The 7,198-nt window shown below is 49.6% G+C and carries 7 protein-coding genes; 2 read left to right on the top strand and 5 right to left on the bottom strand.

Features of this window, described 5'->3' with window-relative positions:
• Window positions 1-55: 55 nt before the first annotated feature.
• Entirely contained in the window at window positions 56-1,405 is a 1,350-nt protein-coding gene (gene glmM, locus ABDK92_10670; protein ID MEN3187065.1) for a phosphoglucosamine mutase, read from the bottom strand.
• Between the two features lie 108 nt (window positions 1,406-1,513).
• Here glmM and ABDK92_10665 point away from each other — a divergent pair, with 108 nt between their 5' ends.
• Window positions 1,514-2,203 (top strand): GAF and ANTAR domain-containing protein, encoded by a 690-nt coding sequence (locus ABDK92_10665; GenBank protein MEN3187064.1) that lies wholly within the window; start codon window positions 1,514-1,516, stop codon window positions 2,201-2,203.
• On the opposite strand, the gene ABDK92_10660 is transcribed toward ABDK92_10665, so the two are convergent.
• The 4 genes from ABDK92_10660 to ABDK92_10645 are packed head-to-tail and all read right to left on the bottom strand — an operon-like array spanning window position 2,200 to window position 6,556.
• Window positions 2,200-3,066: a metal ABC transporter permease gene (locus ABDK92_10660; GenBank protein ID MEN3187063.1), complete on the bottom strand. Its 867-nt coding sequence runs from the start codon at window positions 3,064-3,066 to the stop codon at window positions 2,200-2,202. The two genes, ABDK92_10665 and ABDK92_10660, sit on opposite strands and share 4 nt — an antisense overlap.
• Window positions 2,996-3,814 carry a metal ABC transporter ATP-binding protein gene (locus ABDK92_10655; protein MEN3187062.1) on the bottom strand — a complete coding sequence of 273 codons (819 nt, stop codon included), beginning with the start codon at window positions 3,812-3,814 and terminating at the stop codon, window positions 2,996-2,998. Before ABDK92_10655 ends, ABDK92_10660 begins: the two co-directional genes overlap by 71 nt.
• Window positions 3,786-4,676 carry a metal ABC transporter substrate-binding protein gene (locus ABDK92_10650; protein MEN3187061.1) on the bottom strand — a complete coding sequence of 297 codons (891 nt, stop codon included), beginning with the start codon at window positions 4,674-4,676 and terminating at the stop codon, window positions 3,786-3,788. The genes ABDK92_10655 and ABDK92_10650 overlap by 29 nt, the downstream gene beginning before the upstream one ends.
• Window positions 4,677-4,735: 59 nt before the next feature.
• Window positions 4,736-6,556 carry a DUF2207 domain-containing protein gene (locus ABDK92_10645; GenBank protein MEN3187060.1) on the bottom strand — a complete coding sequence of 607 codons (1,821 nt, stop codon included), beginning with the start codon at window positions 6,554-6,556 and terminating at the stop codon, window positions 4,736-4,738.
• Window positions 6,557-6,891: 335 nt separating this feature from the next.
• Between ABDK92_10645 and ABDK92_10640 the strand changes: the two genes are divergently transcribed.
• Window positions 6,892-7,198, top strand: a 307-nt coding sequence (locus ABDK92_10640; protein ID MEN3187059.1) for a sigma factor-like helix-turn-helix DNA-binding protein, incomplete at its 3' end; no start/stop codon positions are given.

The following is a 7,198-nucleotide window of genomic DNA, read 5'->3' as shown; positions in this document are numbered from 1 at the left end:
CCTCGAGTACGTGGAAGAAAAACCTTGAAGGAGTTTCTCCTTCAAGGTTTTTCTTTTATAATTCTTCGATGTAACGGCGGTACTCCTGCACCAATTCTTCAGCTCGCAGGCGGTCTTTCGATTCGGCAAAGAGACGCACCAGGGGTTCTGTTCCCGAGGGACGTACCAGCACCCAGCTATCATCCTCAAAGATCACTTTATAGCCGTCGGTAGTGATACGGTTTGGAAAACGGGCGGTCATTTCATCGATTCGAGCCAGAATTCGTTCTTTCTTGGTTGGGTCCACGGTCATTTTGGTTTTCACCTGATACCGTAAAGGGAGCTGTTTCAGGATTTCACTGAGCGGTTTTTCATATTTGGCCAAAATATGGAGGATGTACGCTGCCGCCATGGCGCCGTCACGACCCCAGACAAAATCCGGAAAAATCATGCCCCCATTTTCTTCGCAGCCGAAGATACCCCCTTCCTGCTGGAGGGCCTTGGCCACCACCAGATCTCCCACCGCCGTGGCAATCACTTGGCGATTCCATTTCCGAGCAATATCCTGGAGCATGTGGGTGGTGGCGACCGTGGTTACGATAGGTCCTGGAGTTTTTTGAGAGGCCAGCTCTTCAGCAACGAGGCTGACGCTCCAGTCTCCGGGGACGAATTCACCGTGTTCGGTGATCACGATTAAACGATCCCCGTCACCATCCTGGGCAAACCCTAGAGCGAAGTCAGCGTGTTTGATAAGGGTGGTGATATCGGTGAGGTTTTCTGGAATTGGTTCTGGGTTTCTTCCTGGAAAATGTCCATCAGGATGAGCATTCAAGCTTACCACTCGACAGCCCAGTTCGCTTAAAAGGTATGGAGTAATAAGAGAAGGGGCGCCATTCGCGCAATCAATGACCACCCGGAAGCGATTTTTACGGATTGCTTCCCCATTCACCCTTTGTATGATAGCGTTAATGTATGCGGACCGGATATCTCTTCTCTCGGTGTACTGGGGAATCTTGGGCCAGGGAACCCGCCGAAAATCCTTGGTGAAAAAGATTTTCTCTACGTCGATTTCTTTTTCCCGATCAAGGCCTTTACCGCTTTTTTCCATAAACTTGATGCCATTCCATTCCGGGGGATTGTGGCTCGCGGTGATCATGGCACCCCAAGCCTGCCACTGTCGGCAAGCCCATTGCAGAGCCGGAGTCGCAGTCACTCCGAGTTGGACCACATGACATCCTGCTGAGAGAAGTCCTGCTACGACTGCGTGGTAGAGCATTTCGCTATGCTTGCGGGCATCTCTTCCCACCACCACGGGTTCACCCTCAACGAAGGTTCCGAAACTCAGGGCCAGTTCCGTGGCCATTTCCGGAGTCATGACCTCATTGGCGATTCGACGAATGCCGAATGTCCCGAAAAGTTTTTCCATCGCCACACCTCTCCCTTCTTGGTTGGTATTGGTGCCAGTGCTAAAATAAAATGGGATTCGTTATTTTCATTATACGTGATGGGTAAACTTTTCGGAAGGAGGAAGAAATTGGAAGAGAAGCTGGAAACCATGGCTCGGATTGGGGAACTCATTACCTCGGATCTCTACTTTGAAGATATTCTTCGCCTCATCGTGACCATGACTGCTCAGGTGATGCGCTCGAATCTTTGTTCGCTCATGCTCCTGGATGAAAAGAAAAGGGTTCTGGAACTCAAAGCCACCCAGTCGGTGAGCGAAGCGTACAATCGAAAAGCCCCCCTGAAACTGGGAGAGGGGATTGCCGGGATTGTGGCTCAAGAGAAAAAGGCGATTGTGGTACGGGATGTGCGGGAGGACCCTCGTTATATCAACAAAGATATTGCTGAAAAAGAAGGGCTCTGTTCGCTGGTGAGTTTACCGCTTCTTGTGCGGGGGAAGGTCATCGGGGTGTTGAATCTCTATACCTCTGAACCCAGAGACTTTTCTGAAATTGAGATTCATCTTTTGACTGCCATAGCCAGCCAGGCAGCGGTGGTGATTGAAAATCACCGTTTACTCTTGGAAAGTCAGGCAGTAAAGGAGGAACTGGAAACGCGCAAAAAGGTGGAACGAGCCAAAGGAATTCTGATGCAGGAATTCGGTGTGAGCGAAGAGGAAGCTTACCGGAGGATTCAAAAATACAGTATGAACACCCAGAAGAGTATGAGAGAAATCGCTGAGGCCCTGATTTTAGCCTGGGAAATGAAAAAGAAGGGTTAAATGGACTTGCGAAGTAGGGAGGCTAAGAAAAAACCGGTACTCAAAAGAACGATGGTAGCCCCAGAAGGGGTATTGAGGTAAAAGGAAAGCACAAGACCAAAGGCGCACGAAGTGATACTGAATAGTGCCGAAAGGAAAATAACCCTCTTGATTTCCTGGGAAAGATGCAGGGCGGTGGCGGCTGGAATCACCATAAGAGCCGAAACCAGCACAATTCCCACCACGCGAATGGCTACGACGATCACCATGGCAACCAAGGCAGTGAATAGGTATTGAAAGCCTTCTACGGGGGTACCTAAAGCTTTTGTGGTCTCAGGGTCCAGGGTGATGGCGATGAATTCTTTGAAAAATAGAAGGAGAAGCAACAAAACCCCAGTCAAGGTGGAGGCAATGATGACAAGGTCGCTTCGGGTTACGGCCAGAATGCTTCCAAAAAGATAACCGAAAAGGTCCACCGTGTAACCCTGGCTAAAGCCGAGAAGAAAAATCCCCAAGGCCATGGTGCTGGCGTAGAAAATGCCCACGACGGTGTCTTCTCTGAGGCTACTTTTCTGGGTGAGAAGGGTGATTCCAAGACCAACGAGGATACAGAAGACGAGTGTGGTCAAAATGACGTCGGTCCGTAACAGGTACCCTAAGGCCACTCCCCCGAAAGCAGCGTGGGAAATACCGGCTGATACAAAGGAAAAATTTTTGAGGACGATAAAAACCCCAAGAAGCGCACACAGCGTTCCCACCATGAACCCAGCTGTGAGGGCTCGTTGCATAAAACCTAAGCGTAGGATTTCCATGTTATGGTTTTTCCTCTTTGGGTTGATAGCATGGGATGGGATTCTTTTCCACCACAATGTGGGGGATTTCACCGTGATGGAAAAAAGCGGCTTCTTTCCCGTACATCTTTTTCAGGTTTTCGGCGCTGATAACCTCTTCCGGTCGGTCGTGGCAGATGATGGTCCGGTTCAGGCAGGCAATGCGGTCAACGTACTGGGCAATCACTCCCACGTCGTGAGAAACGGTGATAATGGTGGTTCCCCTTTCTCGCAGAGCGAGGAGAAGCTCGTAGAGGCTTTCGCTTCCCTGGGGATCGATGGCGGTGGTTGGTTCATCAAGGAGTAGAATTCGTGGTTCACAGGATAACGCTCGAGCTAGAAGCAATCGTTGCCACTGACCACCAGAAAGGGCCCGGATAGGACGGTGCCGTAGTGATGTTAAATGGACCATCCTTAACACCTCATCCGTTTTTTCGTAGTCGGCCCGTTTTGGTCTTCGTCCGATTCCGATGAGGCCATACCGTCCAGTCAGGGCAAATTCTTCCACCGTGATGGGAAAACGACGATCGATGGTGCTCCCTTGAGGAACGTAACCGATTTGATGTCGGGATGGACCGAGCTCGGCAAGGGATTTCCCGAAAATCAAGATTTCTCCACGTTGCAGAGGAAGAAGACCCAGAATGAGTTTGACAAGCGTGGTTTTTCCCGCACCATTTGGGCCGATAAGGGCCAGAAATTCTCCCTCTTCGATATGGAGTGTCACATTTTCTAAAACGGTGTCCTCCTGGTATCGGAAGGACACCTCGTTTATTTCAATAGCTCTCTGTCTTGGTATTGGCACTCAGTCCTTTCAAAATTTGCATGAAGTTTCTCTGCATGAGTTCAAGGTACGGAGTGTCAGGAAACACCCCCAGGGGGTCAAGCTCAATGATCGTACTTTTTGTTTCCTGAGCGAGAACCTGAGCAATTTTCTGATTGAACTGCGGTTCTGCAAATACTACTCGCACTCCCTCATTATTCATGGTCTCGATGAGTTCCCGGAGTTCCTGAGGGGTTGGTTCTCTTTCTGGAGCCTTTTCAATGACGCCCTGAAGAAGAAGACCATAGTCTCGTGCCATATATGACCAGGCATTGTGAGAGGCAACAAAACTACGGTTTTGCATCTTTTCGATTTCCGTCACAAACCAGGCATCGAGTTGCTGCAGTTTCTTCTTGTACCCGCTGGCCCGTTCCTCATACCAGGCCTTTCTTTCTGGATCGAGGGTAGAAAGGGATCGGGTAATGGTGTCGACGATTTGCTGGGCGTTGCGCAGAGAAACCCAAACATGGGGGTCGGGAAATACTTTCCCATCTTCCTCTTCGGAAAGGATTTCGAGTCCTTCACCGACTAACACTACGGGCTTTGTTTCATCCACACCTTGGAGGAGTTTTTCAAAGACGGTGTCAAAGCCTAAACCCACCAGAAAAACCACCTTTGCCTGGGCCATTTTTTGCACATCTCTTGGAGTCGGTTCATACGCATGGGGATTAAAACCATTGGGAACCAGCTGGATGACTTCTACCCGTTCCCCACCTACCTGTTTTACAAAGTCACAGAGCGGCGGGATGGAGGCAGCAATCGTGAGCGGCGCTTCCTGAGCTCCGGAAGCGACCACAAAAAAGAGAATGATTACAACGAACAGCATAGGTATCGTTCGAAACATAACCTATCATCTCCTTTTTTCCTTTGCTATTAATTATTATAGTAGAGTCGGCAAGTGGCTTAAAACGCTCCTCCTCTGCCTCCACCGGAACCACCTCCAAAGCCACCTGCACCACCGGAAAACCCCCCACTTCCAAAACCTCCTTTAGAGTATGAGCGAGCTTGAGACTGGGTGATGGTGGAGATGGCAGTTACGTGGAGGCGGTGCAGTTCACTTCCAAAAAGGTACGTACCAGGATGGTAAAAGAAAGGGTGAGGACTCTCTCGTTCAAAAACCTCCCGAGGAACTAATTTTTCTAAATTTTTCATCACTTCCTGAGCAATGCCCAGGGCAGTGGCATAGATAAGGTACTTTTCCCAGATGATCACTGACTGAGGTGGTCGTTCAGAGAGGAGCGAATAGTCACTTAAAAACCGGGCGAAACTCTGCCAGCGCAGGAAATACATTCTCCCCTCCTTGTTCCAGCGGCCAAAGGCGTCTTTTCTTACCATGAGGATGACTCCACTGCCGAAAAAGAAAGTCCCTGCCAGGATGGTCCAGAGGGAAAGGAGGTGTGCGGTCTCTGGTTTTTGTGTCGGAAGTACCGCAAGACTCACAAGCATCATCAAGACCGCTAGGACTTTGGCCAGAACATTACCAGTATTCTGAAGATAACGCCGTCGCCGCAGTTCTTTTAAGACTTCATTCTTATAAGCCTGAAACAGGGTATTGAAAGAACGGGCTTCAGAGACGGAATTTTCCAATCTTTCCCTGAGGGTATCAAAAGAAAAGGTGTTACTCGTGGCGAATTGCTGCAAAAGTGTAAGAAGCTTCATCTCAGAAGGGGAAAGCTCGTGTGATGGTGGTTTTCCCAAAAGACGGATGAGGGGTCTTTTCCCTTCTTCCTCAAAGGTGATCGCTCCCTGGTGGTACAGATTAAGAAGGGCAGCAGCAACGCCTTCATCTCCGACTTGAGAAGCGAAGTGTCGCACCACGGCGTTGACGAGATCCGGTGGATCCGGGTACGGTGGCTCCTGCTCGTAGAAGCGTTGGTAATCCACCGGGACCTCCCGACCCAGAATAAGGTAAATAATGAGGAAAAGCATGACAAAGAAACCCAAAACCCCCGTCCAGAGAAAAACCTGGTTTCGGATTTCTTTCTGGTACGCCGTTTCTACCCTTTGTACTTCTTCTAAAGATAGCGTAGGGTTTTCCACTGCGTACAGCATACTGGGAAGTGGTTCCAAGATAAAACGCGCTTCAGCAATACTCCGTGGGGGAAGACGGAAAATCTGAAAGAGGTATCGGTTTCCCGTTTTTTGGGAGAACATTTTCGGGTGGGTATAGACATGGTGTACGCGTACATGATCTGGAAAATCGAACACTCCCTCTAAAAGTCCAACTGGGGCATCCCAATCACCCCAGAACTGGCGAAAAATCTGGGTCACATCTACCCCGCTTTCCACCACGTTTCGGACTCGATACGTGACGTGCAGGGTCACCCGGGGATGGGTTCTCGGGTCAAGACGTGTGGTGCTGCCTTGGGGTACTAGCCAAACCCGGGCGGAAAACCCACCCTGGGGAAGGGAGGAGAACTCCACGTCCTGCGCGTTGAGGCCCTCAGTCCAGATCGTGACATCCTTCATGATTGCATATCGGGAGGGGGGTATTTCTCGAAATACACCCCGGAAGGGCTTGCGCATCCGGTAGTGAATGGTTTCGTGGACTTCCATTTCCCCAGCCTCAGAAAGGGTGGATTCGATCTTGGCTGACTCCACCTGGTAGAGCGCGTTAAAGTACCAGGAAAAGTAGGGGTTACCGCTAAGGTATTGGATGCCGATAAAGAGGAGCACCAGAATGACTCCGAAAATGACCCGTGCTCGAGTACCTTTCCCCCTCATGAGTGTACTCCTCCCTTTTGCTTTTTTTCCCAGAACCATTATACTCGATTGAAGAGTACCTCTTTAACGGGTTTTCTTTCAATTTTCTTATTTCTTCTTTTCCGGGGGACGGGGTTTATTCATGGACGGCGGGAAACACATTAAGACCACTGATGTAGTTTTCGGTATCCATCATCGAGTCTTTCTCTGGTGAACTCGGTTAGAAAATGTGTAACGTTGTTTTGCGGGGGAAAACGGTTAAATTTTTTCCAACACTCCCTGTATTGACAAAAGAAAGGACGCTTTTTACAATGGTGTAAACAATTGTTTTGAACAAATACTCAAGGAGGGAGACCTTGGGTCATACCGGGGAGAAAGAGCTTCGTCTCCTTTATGAAATCGCCTGCCTTTATTATGAAGAGGGATTAACACAGGAAGCAATTGCCCAGCGTACCGGTTTCTCTCGTTCTCGGATTCAGAGACTTTTGGAGGCGGCACGCCGAGAGGGTATTGTGGAAATTCGCCTGGTCAGTCCCTCGGTTTCTTTTGTCGAACTGGAAAGGGCACTCGAACAACGTTTTGGACTCAAAAAGGCCATTGTGGTACCAAGTTCTGTGGAATCGGATTACCTCATGCGCCGAAGAATTGGAGTTGCGGCAGCAC

The sequence above is a fragment of the Atribacterota bacterium genome (assembly GCA_039638595.1).
GTDB lineage: Bacteria > Atribacterota > Atribacteria > Atribacterales > Caldatribacteriaceae > Profundicultor > Profundicultor thermophilus.
The sequence above is the reverse complement of the archived record's forward strand: the minus strand, read 5'-3'. Positions and strand labels throughout refer to the sequence as shown.

What these genes read in the sequence shown, in the direction of transcription:
- glmM (MEN3187065.1), bottom strand. Translation starts at nt 1,405, where the DNA reads ATGGAAAAACTTTTCGGGACATTCGGCATTCGTCGAATCGCCAATGAG.
- ABDK92_10650 (MEN3187061.1), bottom strand. Translation starts at nt 4,676, where the DNA reads ATGTTTCGAACGATACCTATGCTGTTCGTTGTAATCATTCTCTTTTTT.
- ABDK92_10645 (MEN3187060.1), bottom strand. Translation starts at nt 6,556, where the DNA reads ATGAGGGGGAAAGGTACTCGAGCACGGGTCATTTTCGGAGTCATTCTG.